Origin of the sequence: Hwanghaeella sp. 1Z406 (assembly GCF_048892425.1) — a bacterium.
GTDB lineage: Bacteria > Pseudomonadota > Alphaproteobacteria > UBA8366 > Aestuariispiraceae > Pacificispira.
In genome coordinates this window covers 111,532-132,507 of sequence record NZ_JBLZHU010000001.1, presented here as the reverse complement: position 1 = coordinate 132,507, position 20,976 = coordinate 111,532, and the positions used below count along the sequence as shown (strand labels likewise).

Below are 20,976 nucleotides of genomic sequence, written 5' to 3'. Positions count from 1 at the left end.
CTTATTGATATTATTATATTTTCTGTTGACTCGATGATTGATCATGTCACACCATGATGGCCCAAGATACAGATATCTTGCTTACCTATTGCTTACCCAATGGAGGGAGTGATGTCAAAGCTCGCCAAGGCCACAATCGATAAGACACGTGAAGCGGCCCGCATACAAGGTCAGGAGATCGTTGCATGGGACACCACGATGCCAGGCTTTGGCATTCGGGTTAAACCGTCGGGCACAGTGAGTTTCATGATCCAGTACCGCAATGAATACAACAAATCACGCCGCCATACGATTGGCCGCTTTGGCATTATGACACTGGAGGAAGCCAGGACCGAAGCCCGAAACCTTCTCAGCGCATCAAGCCGGGGTAGAGACCCTCGAGCAGATCGCCTGCGTAAGCGAAACGAGAACTCAGTCGCAGATCTGGCAGCCCGGTACATGCAAGAGCACTGTGAGGGACGCTGCAAGCCGTCGACCATCGAAGCGCACAACTGGCTGCTGAATAAGTTTATATTGCCAAGAATAGGACGGTTTCTACTCTCCGAACTGACCAGTGCTGATATTGCTCACCTACACCAATCCTTAATTGGTACGCCCTACAACGCAAACCGGGTCCTTGGACTTCTGAAGGCCATGATGGGACATGCCGAGTTGTGGGGCTTGTTGGAAAAGGGTGGCAATCCAGCAGTATCCGTCCGCCCATTCAGAGAAAAGAAGCGCCAGCGGTTCCTCTCCCGAGAAGAGCTTGCCAGACTGGCGAAAGCAATTGATGACAGCGAGAATGAACGTCTTATCTCACCGCATGTTGCAGGGGCGATCCGCCTGTTAATCGTTACCGGCGCACGGTCCGGTGAAATCATTAACATGTGCTGGAGTGATATCGATTGGGATCGACGTTTGCTTATCCTGCGCGAACACAAAACAGATGTCAGCGGCATAAAGGCACTTCCTCTTAATGCGATTGCGCTCGACATTCTAAAGGAGATACCCCGTGACCCAGAGAACCCCTACGTGATCACTGGGCTCAGAAAAAATGCACCCCTGGTCAATTTGCAAAAGCCATGGCGCAGGATTCGGAAAAGAGCTGGCTTGGACGATGTTCGTATACATGACCTGCGACATTCTTTTGCAAGCTTCGGCGTAACAACTGGAGCATCGCTTCCTGTTATTGGCGGATTGCTGGGCCATCGGTCTATGTCGGCCACGTCTACATATGCCCATCTATCTCAAGATCCGCTTAGGGATGCATCTGACAAGGTGGGGGTATTGGTCGGAGACATTATGCGTCCCAAAGCGGTGCTTTGATGATCAGGCAGTTGAAGGCAACCGCACAGCGATGACGCGGTAAAATCCTGTAATCTGTGGTAGTTTACAGGTTGGCTGAAGGCACGATTGTATGTCGAAGGGCCAAAAGCAGCTTCAACTCTCAGACATCCACCAGATTTTCGGATCAAACCTTAACCAAAAGCAGGAGATGTTCCATGGACGGTAATGACGATCAGACTAAGGACGAGAAGCCAGAGGAAACAAACCCTTTCAAAAACATCGTGGCTTTAGGACATTACCGCGGTACTGGCGGCCAATTTACCGGTGGCTTCATGTTGACCAAGAAAGACGGCGAAACAGAAATGGTTACAACAGAGTCCTTTGTAAGCAAGACGCTACCCGCCGATTGAATCTCAAAATTGGGTAAGCAAAGGTAAGCACTCGAGCTCATACGCAGTGCAACTCAATGTAACTCAACCAATCAACCGGGTGCAGGGCGATGCCATCTCAAAATATCTCTATCCATCTCCCTGCATCCTGAGAGAACAAGCGGACTTAAAACTCAATTTACAAGAACTTCCCTCGTTTAGATTTTGGGAGTTTTCACTATACTTTAGAAATTATTTTCTTCATAATTCTTTTGGCTAAAATGAAGGAACTCCTAAATGGGATTAAAGATAAGTTATCCAGACAACATCAAATATTTTACAGAATGTCACAAGTCTTTCATTTGCTGTTTAATTCTTATCACCATAGCTGTTGTGCATAGCATAGTATTTATAGCTCTTAACGAGGTTCTTTTAAATGGTACGATAGAAATTTTTATTTATTGCATCTGTGTAGTTTTTTTTTGATTATTTCATATCAATTTGCTCTTCTCGGAGTAAAGGCCCATAAAATTATAAAAAAACATGAGTATTCATTTTCAGATTTCATTTTGGACTGTGATGCCAATGGATTGATAATTTTAGATACAAAAAAGTCAAAAATATTCATGATTTTTGTTCATCGGGGGAACCCGATATGTTTGAAAAGAAGTGATTATTTATATGTAGATCGAGAAACTGTTAACCATTACTTTCGAAAAAAGACATATATTTATAATATCCACTACTTAGATAATGGTGTGAAAACAATTTGGCAATTTCCATGTCATAGCAGTTGGCGGGAAAAGAAGTTTTCACAGCTATTGAGCAAAACGAAAGAGAGAATTTACCCGTACGGAGCGAAAACCTCTGCCTGTACAGAATTGCAAAAAAGAATTGCAGGACGTGAACCTAGCATCTTAGAAAAACCAGGTAAGGGAAAGCATATAACACCCGAAACTCTTCGACCGCTGGAAAAAGCAATTATTGAAAGTATAAAAGAAATGAATGAAGCATATTTAGATATGCCCACGGTTCAGGATGTCGCTTGGTGTATTATACCATATTGTGAGAAAATTGAAGAAAGGCGATTTGCTAAGAGACTATCCGAATCTTTGTCAAATAAAGTTTACATTCAATTCGGAATAATACTAAGAAATGAGCTGGTTCGGCATAATGTTAGTGCTTAAGTCATTCATTCTGAATAGGTTCAGGACTCATTACTACCTCCATATGACGGTACCGACAAGAGCAATAGAGACGAAGAAGTTCTTGATGTTGCAGAGAAAACGGGTTGCGATGCGTCGCCAAACTTTGAGACAGCTGTAATGAGTTTGGTCCGCAAAATCTTTATCAATCTTTAAAAAGGCATATCATCAACCAGAGCAGATTTGAAATCTTCTCTACCTTGCCGACTTGGGCGTTCGAGTCTCCTTGAGCTCACCAAGCTAAGTACCATGTAAAGCCATTTCGCTGCCTTGGTTTGGACGAGAGCGACATTTCCGTGCGGCATATGTAGACTTTGGCTTTCTACGCTGAATGACGTTAGGTTCATCACAGTTGCAGCACCATCCGCATTCCGCGAACTGCTGTTAAATCCGGGCACAATCCATACGCTCTCAGGAAACTGGTTCAGTGTTGTCTGCAATCAAGCGTCTTGATTTTCTCCACATTTAGCGTGCACCATGTGCATAAATTCAACATAGAGTATACGACAAACAGCCATGGCAAGGAAAAACAACATCAATATGGTCGGCGCGCAACGCGATGGCCATGAGTACCATACGGCTTGGGTGGCACGCAAAAGTCTTCAGCTGCTTTGGCCGGACGAACCGCTGCATGCAATTGCGGTTGAAGGTCTATCAGAAGAGGACGAAGAGGTCGTAGAGTCGGGTACCGTCGAAATTGCCGATGTCACTCTTTACTTCGGTAGGGCAGCAACTATCGAATATGCGTCAAAAATTAGGGTCTGCCAGCTGAAATATTCAGTTGCTCGTGAGAATACCGCTTTCACGGCGAGCGACGCCGCAAAAACACTTAAAAAATTTGCTAGTAGCTATGTTGAAATTCGGAACAAATTTGGGGTTGCAACTGCACGAGAGAAGTTCAGTTTTGAGCTAATCACAAACAGACCCATACACCCCGACTTTTCAAAATCCATAAATTCAATTGTGTCAGGCTCACCTGCATCTGGCACGGTTGCTAAACAATCCGATCAAGTTGCGATCTCGACAGGCCTAAAAGGAAATTTACTTCAAGAGTTTGCCCGGTTGATAAGCCTAGTTGGGAAAACTGGCGATCTTCAAAATATCCAAAGCAATCTGCTTGGTAGAATTATCGACTGGTCACCGTCACTTTCGCCATACGCCAACGCCCGGTTCGGCGATTTAACCGCACTCATTCGAAAGAAGGCCGGAGCACAACCAGGGCCGAGCGGCAAATTGATATTTCAAACGGATGTTTTAGGGGCGCTTGGCGTATCCGAAATTCGCGACCTCCTTCCATGCCCAGAGGCGTTGCCTCCAGTAAAGCAAATTTTAAACCGGGTTCAGCTTCCTGACGCCTTGGAGCAGTTGAGGAACCTGACCGGTACACTCCTCATTCATGCCGAGGGAGGCGAAGGCAAAACGGTTTTTATGGAGACGCTGGCCGCTAGTCTGGAATCGAATCAAGAGTATGTCTTTTTCGATTGCTTTGGAGGCGGCGCGTATCGTTCTAGGGAAGACGCTCGGCATCTTCCCCAAAACGGACTTCTGCATATTGCGAACACGTTAGCGTTTAAAGGTCTTTGCGATCCAATATTGCCCGGCGGCCATGACCTCCCACTTTTGTTGAGGACTTTCCGTCGTAGATTAGAACAAGCGATAGAGGCTCTTCGGCGCGTCAAACCTGAGGCCGAAGTTATTTTGTTTCTTGATGCCATCGATAACTCTCAGGACATCGCGACGGAACGAAGAGAGCAGGCCTTTCCGTCCATTTTGATAGATGCTTTGGATGTTAACCCCATCGCAGGCTGCAAAATTGTCGCTTCTAGCAGAACACATCGAATTCCTGCTGTCGAAGCATCAATGGAGAAACTACCACTAGCCCCGTTTTCAGTTGCTGAAACCGAACGGTTTTTGTCTAGCAGGCTAGAAGATGTCACATCCGCAGAAGTGCGAGTAGCGCAATCACGGTCCCTCGGAAACGCTCGCGTACTGGAACATTTCTGTAATGGGGACAGGAGCGAACTGATTGCATCTAAGGCCAACCTATCGATCGAATTAGATGATTTGATCGGCCAAAGAATTGAAAATGCACTACGGGACGCGGGCATTAAAGGCGCATCACAAAACGATGTGAACGCCTTTGTTACAGGTCTCGCAATTCTGCCTCCCCCAGTGCCGGAGCGTGAATATGCATCCGCACTCGGAGTTTCGGTACAGCAAATACGAAGCTTTGCGTCGGATTTATGGCCTTTGCTTGATCGCAATGAACATGGGCTCGTATTCAGAGATGAACCTACGGAAACTTTCGTGAGGGCAAAGTATGCCTCCAAGCCCGAGTTGTTGCAGGCAGTAGCAAAAAACCTCAATGCAGTGCAGGAAACCTCCTTTTATGCAGCCCGATCTCTTCCAGGGCTACTTCATGCTATTGGGGATGGTGACGCCTTATTTGAACTGGCATTCGACCCTCGACTTCCGAACATAATTAAAAGTGCGGTTGGTAAACGTACGGTGCGAAAATCCCGCCTTATTTCGGCTGTCCGTTATTTTTCTAATGGCCAGGACACAGGTAAACTTGTCCGCCTTTTGGTTGAACTGGCGTCAGTCGCCGCAGTAGAGCAAAAGGGGTCAGACTTTGTTTTCGAAAATCCAGACTTAGCTGTAGTGGCAAAGGACGAGAATGCCTTAAGGCGAATATTTGAGACCCAGAAGGGATGGCCAGGTGCACGTCACGCACGCCTGGCTATAGCCAATGGCCTGAACGGTTTTGACGATGAAAGCATCCGGCACGCAATTTCAGCGGAAAACTGGATAGATCACTATCGGAGAACCGATAAAGAAGATCAGTATCATGCGCCTCGGCCAGACAAGATAGATATTGCATCAATTCCATTTGTGCTCATTAGAGATGGTAGACCTGAGGTTGCCGCTACGTCGATCCAGGGATGGCATGCTTGGTATTCATATAGCCTAGCGGAAACAATTTTACGGTTGGCCCGGCTAGCCGTGCAGTTAGGCACAATTAAGCCATCTTACATTACCCGATTTTGCAAAGCCTCTAATGATATTGGGGTAATTTCGGGGTCTCTTGCATATCAAAACCTTCCGCGTCCGCTTCGGAAAGAGCTCTTGGGAAAGCTTGCAAAGAGGTGCAAACGCGAAACGAATTTACATTATCCACACCACTTACATCGCCGAGATATCCCTGACTTTAGAAAAGGGTTCCTTAAGGCTTCGGCACTCGCCTATTTCGCTGGTATGAACAGCGAAGCGAAGTCGATTTTACTTCGAGCAAAAGCCGGCCGCCCCGGCATATGGTCAATGAGAGATCACCTTGGTGTTCGTGATGCATTTCCGTTCATTGTCCGTACTATTCTGAATTCATTGATAAACGGGAAGCCGTTGCATGAACGCGATCTATTGCCATCAGAACTCGCTCCAAAATTGTCGAGAGTACCGAAGACAATAAATGGTCCCCAGTTCAAAAATGTTGCACTGGAAGCACTAAAGAGATCCCGGTCTTTGGCGTCTACGAGTGACGATCGAACTTCTCGAAAAGCGGCATATAGATCGCGCCAAGAGGAAGAATCTTTCATCCAAAACGTGCTTGACCCAACGCTGACCCTGACCCGTAACGTATCGGACATCTTCAAAAGTCGGGGAAGGAAAGCCGATCAAGCTTTTGCCGAATTCACGAAAAATTGGGCCGAGTTCGTTCGTAGTTCAAAGTGGTATGGCGGAAACAGGCACGAATACTACCTGTGTGATCTCGGCTTTGAATTAGGTAGTTTCATACTTTGGACCCATCCGAGCCTCTCGGAAGCGTCCGTGAAAACGTTTCTAGATTCGAGTTTGGAGCTGCTGCCATTTGTATATCGGTTGCTTGATTTGCTTCATATTTGCGCCGCTCGATCTGACTCACACGAGTTGGCTGGTAAGTTAGCTGCGCAGATTCGCGAGCTTATCGAGAAAGAAGATGATGTCGCGACACGCGGAGAGCAATTTTCTGAACTTGCGCGCGCAATTCTCCCTGCCAGTTTGAACGACGCAGCTGTTTATTTCGCAAATGGCCTTGACCAGATGGATGCGATTGGGTCTGGCGACTATGCTTTCGTAAATCAGCTGCTGCTGTTTGTATCGGAGATGCAGGGCGATGAACTTGACCCTCATGATTTTCATACGCTTACAAACATCTGCGAACTGAATATCCCAGAGGAAAGTGAGAAGTTCTTTTGGGGCGCATTTGCTCGGGCCATGTCGAAAGCGTCAGGCGCGCGCGGTCTAGCTAAGATTTGCCGATGGGACGATAGGCAAAAAGCAGACTTGGGCGATGCCTTGATGCCATATCTCACGGCGCTGCTCGAACACAGAAAAATCGATCCTGACCTTGCGTTGGCGCTCAATTACCTCGCAGAGCCGCCCGAGTATTATGAACTGGGAACTAAAGAGTTTTCCAAGGCGCTTTTAGCAGACTCTCCGCCAAACCCTACGCAGCTAGCAACTGACCTGATTGAGCGGTTTGAGCGAGAGAACCCTAATCTAGCTTATTCTCATCTTTGGTCAGAAATCGGTGACTTTGCTGAGCAGTATCTGGGGCCAAAAGCAGCCGCCACAAAGAGGGTGCGCGAGATACAACAATGGCAAAGACGCCCCGACAACTCGGTACGTTCATCCGAACATGTTGACTTGGAGCAATCTGTTAAAGCAGCCAAAAAGAAAGAAGAAAAAGTTGATGAGTTGACCAGACTTGCGAGTGCCACTGACCCTAGTGATGGGAACGCACTGGCCCTAGCGCTTGGGCAGATTGGGACAATGAGAGACGTTTGGGATATTCGCGGAAAATTTCTAGATGACGTTCGCAAAAAGGTGCCATTTGGCGGTCGAGCGGATTACCTACGAGCGATCTCTGTATCAGAGGGGTGGAATCATATCTGGAAGCTTGAGGAGCTCAAAACCTGCGTATCTGCATGGTCGAGCTCGTCTGCTAGTGTCTCTGTATCTATGAAAGAACTTGCTCGGCCTATCATCCGGCAACACGCGTTTGATATCATTTATCATGATACCCTGTCTGGATCGTTCATTAGAGAACTATCGACTCTCGCTGAAGTTAGCACGTTCGATCTTGCGATGGAGCTCGTTGACGTTTTTGCCCAGCCAGATGCGTATGTATCTGGTGCAGTCTGGATGGACCTCGCAACGCATCTTTGCTCCTACGCGCCTGCGGGCACGGGGCAAGTCGCCTTAAGGCGACTTCTTGAGAGTGAGGCTGCGAAACTCGCCAATAGTGTAATCGACGGTGAATGCGAGGCAGAAAGTTATCCTAGCGGTGACCAGGATGAAATCGCAGCTGGGCTAGTCTGGCGAATGTTGGGAGCACCAGACGCCGAGAAACGATGGCGTGCTGCACACTGTGTACTGCATCTCGCTCGATATGAGTGCTGGACGGCAATTGACAAGCTTGTTGCAACGCTGTCCTCAGAGAAAGCCGGCCCGTTTCAAGCGAAAGAGCTAAAGTTCTATTACCTCCATGCCCGCCTTTGGCTTTTAATCTCGCTATCCAGATTGGTGAAAGACCACCCAAAAGAAATTGCTCGGTATTGCGATACTTTGTTGGCCGTCCTAGGTGACACACATTTACCTCATGTCCTTACACGGCATTTTGCGTCTCGAATTGTCTTGGCTTGTGACGAAGCAGGGCATCTAGAGCTGTCTTCCACAGAGCGGGAATTAATCACGAACGTCAATCGGTCGCCTTTCCCAGTGAAACCGCACCGTGATGACTATCGATGGGATAGCTATCGCGGGAGGCCAGATACAGCCCCCAAGCCAGCATTTGAGTTTCATCCAGAGTACGACTTCACAAAAATGGAGATCGATGGCCTCGGACGAGTGTTCGACATGGACTGTTGGAGAGTTTGCGACCTTTTATCTGAGACTGTAGAGCAGCTGGATAGCGCACATACGCATATGTACGCTTCGGGCGGGAGGGATCGTTCATTTAGGCAGGATGTCCGAGGAATTTCTCGTCGACATCATGGCTACGGAAAGTATCTCGGATGGAGTGGTCTTTGTATCGTGGCAGGGAAGCTACTTGCGACCTATCCTGTATGCAATGATACTTGGGAGTCTCTCGATCGTTGGCACGAATGGTTAAACTACGAGTTGCTGGCACGGAACGATGGCTATTGGTTGTCCGACGGCATGGATCAAACTCCTTTGGATACTCTAGTTCCTCTCTTGGAAACTGCAGAGACAGACAAGAAAGTTTCGAGTGACCCAACGAAGCTTCTATCCCTCCTTGGGCTTACCGAAGGATTGCTTAATAAACTTGTGGTGTATGGTCACTGGCACTCAACCGATAATGTCTCGATACGGATATCGTCAGCACTAGTCGAGCCATCAAAAGCAAGTAAAAGAGCAAGCGAACTGGTCAAAGAAAACCCGATGACGGTTGGTCTGCCGATAGCTCCCCATGATGATCTAAGCGAACATTTTTTCGGTGACTTTGGTAAAAATTATCATATTTGGCTGGTGTCGCCTGAGAACGACGACCGGTTGGACTCCGAAGATCCATTCGCTGTAAACGCGGCAAATACTAGAGCACGTCCTAGTAGAGAACTAATTGAAGCTGATGCTTTGGTGTCCCGAGATCCATTTGGGCGGGTATGGGACAGCCGGGACTTAACGGCTGTTTTTGAGGCAGAGGTTTGGGGTGCGGAAAATCGGTATCACGACGGTGGGCCATACCCTGGTGAGCGTCTTTGGTGTAGTCGTGACTATCTCTTTCAATTGCTCAAGAGGCTAGGGCGCTCGCTTGTGATTGTGATCCGGCTACGGCGTTACGAGAAAGAGTATGATTCAAGCGGTGTTTATCATCATACTGTTGGCGTGATGACGATTACCGAAGACCAAGATGTAACTTTCCAACTAGGTGCGATTAACCAAATGTATCAACCTAAATATTAATGGTGATGGCTGCTGCCCCCCTGCCACACATAACGAGAAGGCTAAGACATCCGCTTCTAGTTCCTGTTGGTACTAGTTTGGTGTACGTGGGGGAATAGCCGACGCCCAAAAATTATCGATCAAATGACATTGAAATCGGCATCCGTGACGATGGCGGAAAATTATAAAATCTGTTCGAACAGCTTCCAAAAACCGATGGTCTTGGCAATAGCCCTGCGACGAGGGCCGGATTTTGCGGAGGTGAGGAACATCAGAAATCCTACTACAAACTCTAGGAACAGTCCTTTGTTTGTTCGCGAAGAAACTGCAACTCGGCCGTTTCAACTGGCGGTTGGCATCCGATAGGTCAGTGGTGCTCACGTCCGCACAGGTCAGTTATCTGCTGGAAGGTATCGATTGATAGATGCCGCAGAAAACTTGGCGGTCAATGTCAGCGGGATGAGTGAAAGCACTGGCCTGGCGAAATCGAATGTAATTCCATCCTATCATGAGCACCGCATGCAAACAGTTTCCCGATGACCTTGCCAGTGCGCTTACCCTGCTGGCGCCGAAGCGATGCAACAGCGCTGCGACGCAGACCGGTCATCCGCGTGTTGAACCGTTTTCAGTGCACAAAGCTCTTATTCTGCATTGCTAACGAAAAGCACAAGTCAGAAATACATTTCTTCTCAATGGGTTATATGGTGCAACAATTTGCAACTTTGTGCATGCCCAGAACTGCAAGCGTGAGGCGTAGGATACACGGTGTTGACCAACCACATCGGAGTATATCCACATGACACAAGACTCTGAAGAATGCCGTTTGCTTCTTAAACCAATTGAAGCAGCGCATATTTTAAATGTATCTCCAGCAACTCTCGCAGCTTGGCGTGTTCGACGATCGGATGGCCCGCCGTTCTATCGAGTGGGAGGTCGAGCCATTCGATATCCTTTTGAGGATTTAAAGGAATGGCTCGAAAAGCAAAGACGTACATCCACAGCGGGCTAGAGCCATGGCCCGCAATCCAACAAGTTTTCGGCTGTGCTCGGACGCACTAGCTGCGCTGGAATTGCTTTGTATTGAGCTAGGCTGCTCCCGCACAGAAGTTATAGAATGGATGCTTTTGGGCCAAAGCAGCTCAAAGCAACGTCGCTCATCTGAGAAATCGAAGACACGGCATAATGCGAGGCACCATTCAATAGCCGATACTATTGTCCTTACTCGGGCGGCCCACTCTCTGATCGTATCTGGCAAAGCCAACGAGGAGAACAGCGGGCTTGCCCGAACCCTGCTGATCCACGCGGCCACACTTATCAAACGTCATATCCGTGCACGAACGGGCGGTGGGTCAATCGCTTCCGTGCTGGACCCCCATCTGCTGCCACCACCGAACACCCCTCACCCGCGCCTTGTCGCGACCATCATAGAAAGGATCAACAATCATGATCACCCGTGAAACACGCGGGCGGACCGCCGCCAATGTACTGCGCTATGTGCTCCGCACAGGAGCCCATGACGATCAGGACGATACCAAAGTAACGGACATCTATCTGCTGAACAGTGGATTATCGGTACTAGGGCCCATGAAAGCCTCTGAGGCCATGCAGATCGTATTGGAAATATCGAAGACTCGCGACGACCTGAAGCACACAGTCCTGCACCTCACCTTCTCTCCCTCCCGAGCGGAGGAAGGCCGGTATCTGGAAGATACCAAAGATACCCTGATTCAGTCGTTCTTCGCTGCGACGGATGCGCTTGGCGTACAGGATAGAGTGACCCTTCTGGCCTTTCATCAACCAAACATTCCGGCTGCTGCAAGTACCCCATCGGTGCATCTCCATGCAGTTATCGCCCTTCCCTCTCCTGAAACAGGGCGAAGCGTTTCCATGCACCGCATTCGGGAACGGCTTAACGAAGCCTGTCCGTTCGAGATGGAGATTGAAGTCGCCTCGGACAATGAGGTCAAAGAGGAAGAGGTCAAGCGTGAGGCGCCTCCGCCGCCCGTTGTCCCCTTCGAACCCCCTCGCCCAGTCACACCACCCCGCAAAAAGCGTCGGCGCGTGCGCGACGATTTCGAGATGTGAGGTGAATGATGCCCTGGGCCAAACATGTAGTGCGATACGGTGTAAGTCCCTCTCACAAATCAGGGGACCTTATCGCAGCGGCAACCGCATCATTATGTACAGCGCGAGCCACAGCGAAAACCGCAGCAACTCGCACATCGATCTGCGCAGCGAATTCCGGGGCGCTGCCATGAAAGAGCCTTTCGATATCCGCTTGAAGCGAGCAGCGGAAGAGCTTGCCACCCAAAAGCGGGAACAAAGTCTGCGTCAGGGCGTGGGGCCGTTCGTACGGTTGAACCGCGATCTGCTCCTGACACTCCATGCGGAACTGGGCACCTGGTCCAATGTCGCGGAACTGCTTTCGGGCGAAGGCCTGCGATGGAAATCAGGTGGACCAGTGACTGGCAGCCAGTTGCGATCGCTCCTATCCCGGACCCGAACGCGTCCAAACAAAGCAACCAGCCAACCTAGCGCAGACAACCTTGTTACCGGACCGATACCGTCAAAACCCTTGATCCAGAACATGCGGTCAAGGCCCCGGGATAGTCCGCAACAAAAGCCGATACGTGGCCTCTCCGATCTCCTCGATACCTGACATATAAAGGAAGCTAAAATGACTAAGCACGACACATCCTCATCGAAAAGACTGTACCGGACCCTTACCTCACCACAGTGGGGTGAGAAGATTGATCCTAAATCCTGTTCTGTGATTGTATGCAACAGGACCGGGGGTCAGGGGAAGACCCTTATCACCCAGCTGATTGCCCTCGCCTTCGAACAGGCTGGGCTTTCCAAGTTTCTCGCCTCCGCAGATTCGTCAACCGCCGAGGCGGTGTCAAAACTTGGAAAGATCCATCGTGGCTCTGTCCTGGAACTCGGTATCGGCGCGGAATTCGATGCGGTACGGTCGGATTCGTCGAAAGTTGTTTCCCACTGGGACCAACTCGGCAGCATTCTGGCCTCAGGCAATGCACTTGTCGATATCGGTGCGAACCTGGTGGATACGGTCTGGAACTGGGCCCATGCCCGCAATGCCGGGGAAGTGCTCCGCAGCGCAAAGGCGCCACAGATTGTCCTTGTCGTCCCGGTCCGCGCGCAGGCGCAGGCTATCGAAGATGCACTTGCCGTCCTGGAGCGTTCCATCCGGGAGGATGCCTTCCTTCCGATTGCAGCCCGCATACTTGTCCTGAACGAAGCCAGCGGCGGTTTCGAGCGATATGGCAGCAGTGGTGATTTCGAGCGACTGAGCGCAATGAAGCACAATGCAGGTCTGAAGATCGTCCGCCTGCCACAGTGCCGCAGCGAGATATGGCCCTCTCTGGAACGCAATTACACACCCCTGCGCTCCATCATCCCAATGACCACTCAGGATGTGGCGCAGGAGTTTCATCTCGACATGTTCGCGGCCAGCGGCGCGCGGGCGGATCTGCTGCAATGGATCTCGCACGCCATCGAAAGTTTCCACATTGCTGGACTGGTTCCACATGAGCAGGGAGGTGACGATGAATAGTCAATTGCCCGTTCCGTTGGGTAGAGTAGCGGAAATAGCCAAACAAGAGTTGGCAATGCGTATCAGGGAAAAGTCACGACGTCTGCTAAGTCAACTTGTTGGGAGTTTCCTTCTAGGCGCTATCGTGCTCGGTGCGGTGATATGGAGGTTACAACCTCCTTCCGATCATCTCGACAATCTCCGTTCTATGAGCGGAAGTGAACGTCAGATTCTCGAGCGATTGCAGGCCATCGGGCTGGATCGCTTTGATCTGTCAGAACCGGAATTGGAAGCCCGGCAGGGTCTCTCCAACGAGGCCATGGCATTGACGATGAAGCTGGATCGGCCGGTCGGAGATACGCAATGGCGACACTACCTGCCGGAATGGACAGGCCTCAAGGGCGAGGCCCAGATCGGCAAGGATGGCGCCATCCAGATATTTGTTCGTCATATCGCCAACCTGCCTGAATCCAAGATTGGTCCGGTTCTTGTCCTGATCAACGACGCTGTTAACGCTGTCGGGAGGGCACCGACCCTGTTGCGCTGGCTGCTTTTACTGACACCGGAACAGCGAGCCGGCCTGGACAAAACGACAATCGAGTATCTGGGCACCCAGGAAGGTCGCGATCTGCTGCAAGCGATGGCGGCGCTGCAGCGGCCGGGGCTCGACCTTGTGCGTGCCGCGACCAGCGCCAATGCCCGAATCCTGACGAACCTTCTGGCGGTCGGTCCAGAGCGTCTGGATAGCTTTTATCGGATAGAACTGGCCTATAGGGGCACATACAAAAATCAGGGCTCCGCCCCGTTCCCCTGCGTCAGCAGTGTCCGAAGTGTCCAGACGAAGAGTGGTAATAGTCTGTCAATTTGTGAGATTATCCTGCATTGAGGATTAACCGCATATCATTTGAGAATCGATAATACCGCGGAAGATTTTGCTGGCAGAACAGATTACCAAGTTTGCTAGCATTGATATTCAGGATCGGCGGCGGTGTGTACGAAACTCCCATCATCCCAGTCAATATTCTGCTTGACTGCCGAGCATGATCAAAAATATGGGCGGGAATTCGAGGGTATGACAATGCTGAAAAGAATCGATCATGTTTGCTATCTCTGTTTTATCTTCATTCGCCTTCGGGTCATTGCAATGATTTAGAAACCCTGTCCTATGCAATTACATTAATTTGTTCCGCAGGCACTTACTTCAGACAGATCATATCGAGATGAGCATCGGCTGACGCGACCTACTTCCAGTTAAAGAAACGGCCTATCTTTCACACTTCGTACATTCGGAGTTTCTAATCAGCCAAATTCATCGAACGGCAGAGATATGTGTAGGTTCAGAAGCCATCAAAAGCGTAAATGCTCCTTCCCACGATAACCTGCTTACTTATCCGAGAAAATCGTATTCGGATCTCTGGATGGCCCCAAATCAAGACGTCTGGCGAAGTCTGGGGTTCCATCGAATTTGGGGAATAAGTCGCCGACTATGGGATCATGACCGGGCACAACAAGGCTCGGTGATGAAGCCAGGGACTGAATCCTATCAAATCCGGCAAGCATCTGCCCAAGGTCCACAACAAGGGGAAACAGCCTTTTTTGCAAAAAATTCTCGTAGTAATGCGCGGCGTCCGAGGCTAAACAAAGCCATCCAGATTGAGTCTTCACTCTGACGACTTGCAATCCCCGCGTATGCCCTCCCACGAGATGCACGGTCACGCCGGGCGCGATTTGTCCCTCTCCATTGTGGAAAATCACGCGCCCGGAATAGACCTGCTTTACAACATCACAAATATCGTCCGCGGCATAAGCAAGATTGAGCGGTGCATGAGCCATACATGGACCGCAGGCATAGGCCATTTCTGATTCCTGCAAGTGAAAGACAGCATTCGGGAAACGCGCCAAGCCACCCGCGTGATCATAATGGAGATGCGTAATAATCACTTCGTTGATCGCGTTTGGGGAAATGCCAAGTTCAGAAACGGCAGTGGCAGCATCACGTTGTATCGGGCGATTCCGACGAGTGGCTTCGCGCAGGTCAAATCCGGTATCAACCAGAATTATCCGCTCTCCCGATTTCAGGACCCAAACAAAATAGTCCATGTCATGCGGCGAATCGTGATCATCTTCAAAAAGAAAACTTTCTACGCGGGTCCGATCCCGGCGTTCCGCATATTTCAGAGCGGTGACTTCCCATACCTGATCCATTTGACTAAACTCCGCTTCCTCCCCGTCACTCTAAAAGACGAGACTTTGATAACGCTCCAAACAGGCGCGCGCCGTCCGTATAATTTCTCGCTTATAGCGCTCTGCTTCTTCCGTTTCCCGTGCCACCATATGGGTCAGCATTGTGTGATGCATCACACAGCCCTCTTCCGCCCGACCGGGCAACAAGGTCACGCGTTGGGCTATGACACGGGCTTTGTCCAGAACAAGATCAAGAAAATGCGAGATATGTGCGCTATCTGCCCACAGCAATGTGCGGTCGCGCAGTTCATCCAGTGCATCCAGGTAAATTTCAATTTCACCCCCTTTGATCTTTTCAATCATCGACGGCCCGAATGTTTCAATTATATCGTCCCAGGTGCCATCCGGCGCATTCTGTGTGGCAAGTCGAACAGCCAGTCCCTCCAGAACCTCCCGCACATCAAATATCTCAAAAATCTCTTTTGCTTTGAGCTGAGCAACCACAGCGCCACGGTTAGGAATTCTTTCTACCAAGCCGCGTTGTTCCAGCATTCCCAAAACTTCACGAACTCGCGCTCTTGAAATTTCAAACTCAGAAGAGATCAGGACTTCCTGAATACGTTGATTGGGCTTCAGATCATGGCGGGATATGCGAGCTCGGAGAATATCCATCACCTGCTCAGCGGTCGCCCCATCTCGACGCTTCCTATCCGATTTATCACTGAATGCGGGTGGCTCATCAAGAACTCCATCGACCGAGAATTTCATACTCCGACTTCCTTTCTAAAGATCTACCTTCCCTACCGAGATAGACCCACGACAGCCGTCGTTAAAGGCTCTATTCATTTCTTTATAGATTATAAACAATATTGTTGGCAATCTTGTTTATAATCTACTATGGTCCGGAAATGAAGAGTTGAACGAACCAAATCGATGAATCTGAAATAGAGAAAGACCCCAACATGACTGAAATGACAGGTGGACAGGCTGCCGTTGCCGCACTTCAGAATGAGAAGGTTTCACATGTATTCGGGCTGATCGGTTCCGCGACCATGGAGATGTTTGACGCGCTGTACGATGCGCACGACATTCAGATGATCGGAGTTCGGGATGAGCGTACTGGAACACATATGGCTGACGGCTACGCCCGCGCCTCCGGCAAGCCAGGCATCATCCTTGCGGGACAGAACGGACCAGGTGCGACCAACCTTGTCACCGGTCTAGCCCAGGCGAAAGCCGCCTATTCCCCAGTGATTTCTATCGCCGGCGCGATTTCCTCCGGGCATCTCTATCGCGATGCATTCCAAGAAGTGGATCAACAGTCCCTCTTTACACCAATCACAAAAAAAACTTGGAGCGTGCCCTCCACAAACCGGGTTCAGGAGATCCTGCGCGAAGCCTTTCGTGTTGCTCTCAGCCCTCGCATGGGGCCGGTCCATATCAATCTACCGCGGGACGTTCTATCCGGGCAGGCGACATTCGACCCCCAACCGACACCGGTAAGCTATCGCGTACAAACTGCTCCGGCAGCGCCCGTAGAAAGTATAGAGAACGCAGCAAGACTGTTGGCGAACGCCAAACACCCCGTCATCGTCACCGGGGGAGGCATAAAATATAATGGCAGATATGAATCCGTCCTAAAGTTGGCGGAACGCCTGCAATGCCCAGTCGCGACGTCGCCTGGCCATGGTGATGCGATCCCATTTGGACACCCACTAAACGCAGGACAGATGGGCCCGCGCGGAAACCCTGTTGCCTCGCGTCTGGTAAAGGAAGCGGACGTGATATTGGCACTTGGGACACGCCTGGGATTCAACTCAACATTCTATACCTATGACAACATAAATCGTGACGCCGCGATCATTCATGTTGAAATAGAACCAACAGCAATTGGTCGCTATTTCCCAATTGAATTGGGAATCTGGGCGGATGCTGCCTCAGTAGCGGATCAGATTTCCACTCAGTTGGACGCAAACCAATGCATTGCCGCTGCCGAAACCTGGTTGACTCAGTTTAAGGAAGAGCGTGCTGATCATCTGGCCCGTCGGGACGCATCGGCCGTAATGAGTGAACCCATTCAGCCATCGGGAGTCTTCAAAGTTCTACGCGACGTGCTGCCAAAGAACGCCGCCGTCACTATGGATGCCGGTACTCTCTGTCTACAAGCAACAGATGCATTGAACTACTGGCAGAGCCCATCTCTCTTCACGCCTCTCGACTTTGGTCTTGTAGGATTCTCATTCGCCTGCGGGTTGGGCGTTAAACTGGCCAATCCAGATCGACCCGTCGTCAGTCTGATGGGGGATGGCGGTTTCGGCATGACGCTGAGTGAACTCAGCACCGCCGTGCAGCACAACATTCAAACTGTCGTCATTGTTCTGAACAATGGATGCTGGGGAGCAGAAAAAGCCTATCAGCGGGACTTCTTTTCGGAACGCTATATCGGCGCCGATATTCACAGCCCGCCCTTTGACAAGGTCGCGGAACTGTATGGGGCGGCGGGTTTCCGTGTGGATCGGATCGATGCCCTGGGTGAAGCTGTGCAAGCCGCCCTGAACTGCGGAAAGCCAGCCGTGATCGATGTGCAGGTTGACCCGAAGGCCTTGTACAGTTTCCGACGTGATTCTTTCACACACCGCGCCCAAAAGAAGTTCTGAGGCGATGATGACGGATAGCTATGACTATATTATAGTCGGCGCCGGGTCCGCTGGCGCGGCCTTGGCTGGACGACTGACCGAAGACGGAAAGTACAGTGTTCTGCTGCTTGAAGCAGGCGGAAAAGATCGGAATCCCTGGATCCACATCCCACTAGGCGTGGGCAAATTATTAACGAATGCTAACTATGTCTGGCCCTATGAATCTGAGCCACAGGAGCATTTGGCCGGTCAGCGGATTTATTCGCCACGCGGAAAAGTACTAGGGGGGTCCAGCGCCGTAAACGGCATGGCCTATCTTTGGGGGGACCCAGACGAATATGACTCCTGGGCTCAGGATGGTGTCACCGGATGGCGTTACGAAGATGTTGCCCCATACTTTAAACGGATGGAATCGAACCCAGCCGCAGTCGATCCAAAACGTGGGAAAACAGGGCCGGTTCGGATCACTGATCTGAAAGAACGCGCCCCTGATACTTTATCTAACGCGTTCATCGCGGGGTGCAAAGAAGTCGGAATTCAAGAAACACCTGACTATAACGCCATCAGTTATGAAGGGGTGCGGTATCTTGAGCAAACAGCCTCCAACGGTCGTCGCTGGTCAACAGCCACTGCCTATTTGCGTGATGCGAGCAAGCGATCTAATTTAAAAATTGAAACAAACGCATACTCGACCGCCATCCTGTTTGACGGTCGCCGGGCATCCGGTGTCGCCTATCAGCAGAATGGCGCAAAACGAATGGCCCATGCCCGCAGTGAAGTCCTCGTTTCTGCTGGCGCAATTATGTCCCCGCATCTGCTTGAATGTTCCGGCATTGGTGATGCGCAACGACTTAAAAATCTAGGTATCTCCGTTGTTGTGGATAATCCTAACGTCGGGGAGAATATGAGTGACCACTTGCAGGTTCGAAGGACATATCAGACCGACGCGGCGCATACAATCAACGATATCGTCTGTCACTTCCATATCAGGATGTTCGAGGCGATGCGGTATTTTCTGACACGAAAAGGTCTGTTCGCCGGTACATCTTCGACGGCGCATGCAATCACCCGGGCCAGCACCGACGCCCAACGACCAGATGCGATGATCCGATTGTACCAGATCAGCGGCAAGGACAGGTACTCGCGAAGCAAGCTGGGCGGCATCGATTCCTTTTCCGGCTTTTCCGTTGGTGGGTTCAAACTGCTCCCTAAATCCCGTGGAAGCGTCCATATCCAGTCACCGGATCCGACAATTCTGCCCTGCATTGCCCCAAATTACTTCACTGAACCGGAAGATGCCGCTGCAGCTGTTGATATCCTGAAACTCATAGGCAAGGTTTCGCGCCAGCCGTCCTTCAGCAAAGTTATTGTTCAGGAGCATCTGCCGGGGCTTGAGTACGAAACGGACGACGCATTGCTGGATTATGCAAAACGCACGGGCCAGACCGCATGGCACACTGTCGGCACATGCCGGATTGGTTCTGTGGCTAATGCGGTAGTCGACTCTGAATTGCGGGTTCATGGCACAGAAGGACTGCGTGTCATCGATGCGTCCGTGTTTCCAACAATCCCATCATCCAACACTAACGCGCCGGCCATAATGGTTGGTGAACGTGGCGCTGACTTGGTGTTGGAAGTCGCACGAAAGCGATAAAGGAGCCACAGAATGGCCAACTCATGTTATCCGAACACGGAAGACCATATAACAAAGGGCGACTGGAATCCGCTCTGGGAGCAATTCCGGGAGTTCGATCCGGAATTCCTGGAAGCATATCTGGCGTTTCGGAGCGTACCGCAACGTAATGGGCCCTTAGCGCCCAAGATGAAAGAATTGATTTTAATTGCGATCAATGCGGCGACAACACATCTTTACGCGCCTGGGGTTCGCCGACATATCCAGAACGCCTTAAAGGCTGGTGCCACGCGCGAGGAGATACTTGAGACAATTCAATTGACCACAGTTATGGGAATACATTCTTGCAACATCGCCTTACCAATCCTGGCCGAGGAACTGAAGAAACTGGAAACGGATGCTGACGCGCCCACCTAGTAAGCGAGCAGGGATGGTACGATAATCCCAATCCCTGCGAGCATGAGCAGTACAAACGCCAGACGCCGCATTGCCTGATCACTCAGCGGCGGTGGAAGCTTCCCGCCCAACAGCGTAAAGGTCAATGTGACGGGCAATGCTAAGGCCGCCTGTAATAAGGCTTGCATCGGCATTGCATCCTCTAGAACAAGAAATCCGATGCGCTCCAACGACAAAATCAGAAAAACCATCAACAACGAATCTCGGATGATAGAGAGCCGCAAAGGCTGACGGTAAAACTGAAAGATCAGAGGTGGTCCATAGGCGGCAAATAGACCTCCAAGGATGCCCGAGGTGAAGCCAAGCATACCGAAGGTTACAAGGCTGGATTCCTTTGCAAGGGGTTTCGGGTTAAAAACCAGCATAAGGCTGCAGCCAACGATGGTCACCCCGAGCAGTATCCGTAATAGTTCCTGGCTGGCATCATTCATTTCATTGAGCAACAACAAACCTAGATAGATCGTTGGCGCCGAAGCAATGACTAAGGGGATAATGCGACTCCAACGGACCTGGCATCCACTCTGCCATAACGCCACGCTCGCATTCGATAGCGTGATAACGGTTACAACAATAGAAGCCAATTCAATCGACATAATCCCAAAAAGGGCGGAAAGGGCGATAACGATCAGCCCCAATGCAAAGCCCGTGACTGCCTGAATGTAGCACCCGAAAGCAACGACGCAGAGAAACAGAACCTGGTCCCAAATCGGCAGCATGATACGGCCTCCCAGCC

15 protein-coding genes are annotated in these 20,976 nt (G+C 50.4%); 12 read left to right on the top strand and 3 right to left on the bottom strand.

The features are described from left to right. The first annotated feature begins 111 nt into the window (after positions 1-111). From ACOSDR_RS00595 to ACOSDR_RS00555, 9 genes are all read left to right on the top strand, one after another. A complete protein-coding gene (locus ACOSDR_RS00595; RefSeq protein WP_420730070.1) occupies positions 112-1,305 on the top strand; it encodes a tyrosine-type recombinase/integrase in 1,194 nt (397 codons plus the stop codon). Between the two features lie 176 nt (positions 1,306-1,481). Further along, positions 1,482-1,676 carry a hypothetical protein gene (locus ACOSDR_RS00590; protein WP_420730069.1) on the top strand — a complete coding sequence of 65 codons (195 nt, stop codon included), beginning with the start codon at positions 1,482-1,484 and terminating at the stop codon, positions 1,674-1,676. A gap of 440 nt (positions 1,677-2,116) precedes the next feature. Beyond that, positions 2,117-2,821 (top strand): hypothetical protein, encoded by a 705-nt coding sequence (locus tag ACOSDR_RS00585; protein ID WP_420730068.1) that lies wholly within the window; start codon positions 2,117-2,119, stop codon positions 2,819-2,821. 534 nt (positions 2,822-3,355) lie between these two features. Next, positions 3,356-9,802, top strand: coding sequence for a hypothetical protein (locus tag ACOSDR_RS00580; RefSeq protein ID WP_420730067.1), 6,447 nt, complete (start codon positions 3,356-3,358; stop codon positions 9,800-9,802). 256 nt (positions 9,803-10,058) lie between these two features. After that, the gene (gene tnpB, locus ACOSDR_RS00575) at positions 10,059-10,202 is read left to right on the top strand and encodes an IS66 family insertion sequence element accessory protein TnpB (protein ID WP_420730476.1); all 144 of its coding nucleotides are present in this window, start codon (positions 10,059-10,061) and stop codon (positions 10,200-10,202) included. A 375-nt stretch (positions 10,203-10,577) separates the two neighbouring features. Beyond that, a complete protein-coding gene (locus ACOSDR_RS00570) occupies positions 10,578-10,790 on the top strand; it encodes a helix-turn-helix transcriptional regulator (RefSeq protein ID WP_420730066.1) in 213 nt (70 codons plus the stop codon). Between the two features lie 434 nt (positions 10,791-11,224). After that, complete coding sequence (locus ACOSDR_RS00565) at positions 11,225-11,866, top strand: hypothetical protein (protein WP_420730065.1); 642 nt, start codon at positions 11,225-11,227, stop codon at positions 11,864-11,866. Positions 11,867-12,458: 592 nt separating this feature from the next. Further along, a complete protein-coding gene (locus ACOSDR_RS00560; protein WP_420730064.1) occupies positions 12,459-13,355 on the top strand; it encodes a hypothetical protein in 897 nt (298 codons plus the stop codon). A gap of 187 nt (positions 13,356-13,542) precedes the next feature. Then, positions 13,543-14,220, top strand: coding sequence for a hypothetical protein (locus ACOSDR_RS00555; protein WP_420730063.1), 678 nt, complete (start codon positions 13,543-13,545; stop codon positions 14,218-14,220). Between the two features lie 497 nt (positions 14,221-14,717). Here ACOSDR_RS00555 and ACOSDR_RS00550 read toward each other — a convergent pair whose 3' ends face one another. Together ACOSDR_RS00550 and ACOSDR_RS00545 are read right to left on the bottom strand one after the other, a co-directional pair. After that, a complete protein-coding gene (locus tag ACOSDR_RS00550) occupies positions 14,718-15,539 on the bottom strand; it encodes an N-acyl homoserine lactonase family protein (RefSeq protein WP_420730062.1) in 822 nt (273 codons plus the stop codon). A 30-nt stretch (positions 15,540-15,569) separates the two neighbouring features. Beyond that, complete coding sequence (locus ACOSDR_RS00545; protein ID WP_420730061.1) at positions 15,570-16,286, bottom strand: GntR family transcriptional regulator; 717 nt, start codon at positions 16,284-16,286, stop codon at positions 15,570-15,572. Between the two features lie 194 nt (positions 16,287-16,480). Here ACOSDR_RS00545 and ACOSDR_RS00540 point away from each other — a divergent pair, with 194 nt between their 5' ends. The 3 genes from ACOSDR_RS00540 to ACOSDR_RS00530 are packed head-to-tail and all read left to right on the top strand — an operon-like array spanning position 16,481 to position 20,204. Further along, the gene (locus tag ACOSDR_RS00540; protein ID WP_420730060.1) at positions 16,481-18,175 is read left to right on the top strand and encodes a thiamine pyrophosphate-binding protein; all 1,695 of its coding nucleotides are present in this window, start codon (positions 16,481-16,483) and stop codon (positions 18,173-18,175) included. A 4-nt stretch (positions 18,176-18,179) separates the two neighbouring features. After that, complete coding sequence (locus tag ACOSDR_RS00535; protein WP_420730059.1) at positions 18,180-19,808, top strand: GMC family oxidoreductase; 1,629 nt, start codon at positions 18,180-18,182, stop codon at positions 19,806-19,808. Between the two features lie 12 nt (positions 19,809-19,820). Continuing rightward, positions 19,821-20,204, top strand: coding sequence for a carboxymuconolactone decarboxylase family protein (locus ACOSDR_RS00530; RefSeq protein ID WP_420730057.1), 384 nt, complete (start codon positions 19,821-19,823; stop codon positions 20,202-20,204). Here the strand turns inward: ACOSDR_RS00530 and ACOSDR_RS00525 are convergent. Next, positions 20,201-20,959 (bottom strand): TSUP family transporter, encoded by a 759-nt coding sequence (locus tag ACOSDR_RS00525; RefSeq protein ID WP_420730056.1) that lies wholly within the window; start codon positions 20,957-20,959, stop codon positions 20,201-20,203. The genes ACOSDR_RS00530 and ACOSDR_RS00525 overlap by 4 nt on opposite strands. Positions 20,960-20,976: the final 17 nt, after the last annotated feature.

Bases quoted from the DNA above. Each gene is read 5' to 3' on its own strand.
- ACOSDR_RS00595 (WP_420730070.1), top strand. From the start codon at position 112: ATGTCAAAGCTCGCCAAGGCCACAATCGATAAGACACGTGAAGCGGCC.
- ACOSDR_RS00590 (WP_420730069.1), top strand. From the start codon at position 1,482: ATGGACGGTAATGACGATCAGACTAAGGACGAGAAGCCAGAGGAAACA.
- ACOSDR_RS00580 (WP_420730067.1), top strand. From the start codon at position 3,356: ATGGCAAGGAAAAACAACATCAATATGGTCGGCGCGCAACGCGATGGC.
- ACOSDR_RS00570 (WP_420730066.1), top strand. From the start codon at position 10,578: ATGACACAAGACTCTGAAGAATGCCGTTTGCTTCTTAAACCAATTGAA.
- ACOSDR_RS00565 (WP_420730065.1), top strand. From the start codon at position 11,225: ATGATCACCCGTGAAACACGCGGGCGGACCGCCGCCAATGTACTGCGC.
- ACOSDR_RS00560 (WP_420730064.1), top strand. From the start codon at position 12,459: ATGACTAAGCACGACACATCCTCATCGAAAAGACTGTACCGGACCCTT.
- ACOSDR_RS00555 (WP_420730063.1), top strand. From the start codon at position 13,543: ATGAGCGGAAGTGAACGTCAGATTCTCGAGCGATTGCAGGCCATCGGG.
- ACOSDR_RS00550 (WP_420730062.1), bottom strand. From the start codon at position 15,539: ATGGATCAGGTATGGGAAGTCACCGCTCTGAAATATGCGGAACGCCGG.
- ACOSDR_RS00545 (WP_420730061.1), bottom strand. From the start codon at position 16,286: ATGAAATTCTCGGTCGATGGAGTTCTTGATGAGCCACCCGCATTCAGT.
- ACOSDR_RS00540 (WP_420730060.1), top strand. From the start codon at position 16,481: ATGACTGAAATGACAGGTGGACAGGCTGCCGTTGCCGCACTTCAGAAT.
- ACOSDR_RS00535 (WP_420730059.1), top strand. From the start codon at position 18,180: ATGATGACGGATAGCTATGACTATATTATAGTCGGCGCCGGGTCCGCT.
- ACOSDR_RS00530 (WP_420730057.1), top strand. From the start codon at position 19,821: ATGGCCAACTCATGTTATCCGAACACGGAAGACCATATAACAAAGGGC.
- ACOSDR_RS00525 (WP_420730056.1), bottom strand. From the start codon at position 20,959: ATGCTGCCGATTTGGGACCAGGTTCTGTTTCTCTGCGTCGTTGCTTTC.